General features: G+C 54.4%; 1 rRNA gene. It reads right to left on the bottom strand.

The features are described from left to right. Positions 1 to 104: 104 nt before the first annotated feature. Positions 105 to 605 (bottom strand): 16S ribosomal RNA (locus AC5RK6_RS00890); the annotation flags it as partial.

Consider the following 605-nt stretch of genomic DNA (forward strand, 5'->3'; position numbering starts at 1 on the left):
ATGCCCCAAGCATCTCTTTTTACGCGTCCCAAACAAGAAACAAAACAAAAACCAGTAAACCCCAATAGCTCACCGATACAACATTTCCTGCAAACAATCCTTAGAAAGGAGGTGATCCAGCCGCACCTTCCGGTACGGCTACCTTGTTACGACTTCGTCCCAATCGCCAGCCCCACCTTCGACCGCTCCCCCCAAAAAATGGTTAGGCCACGAGCTACGGGTGTTACCAACTTTCGTGACGTGACGGGCGGTGTGTACAAGGCCCGGGAACGTATTCACCGCGGCAATGCTGATCCGCGATTACTAGCGACTCCGACTTCACGAGGTCGAGTTGCAGACCCCGATCCGAACTGAGACCAGCTTTAAGGGATTCGCTCCACCTCACGATATCGCAACCCTCTGTACCGGCCATTGTAGCATGCGTGAAGCCCAAGACATAAGGGGCATGATGATTTGACGTCATCCCCACCTTCCTCCGAGTTAACCCCGGCAGTCTCTCGTGAGTCCCCACCACAACATGCTGGCAACACGAGACAAGGGTTGCGCTCGTTGCGGGACTTAACCCAACATCTCACGACACGAGCTGACGACAACCATGCACCACC

The sequence above is a fragment of the Actinotignum sp. usb-actsch-213 genome, assembly GCF_059085665.1.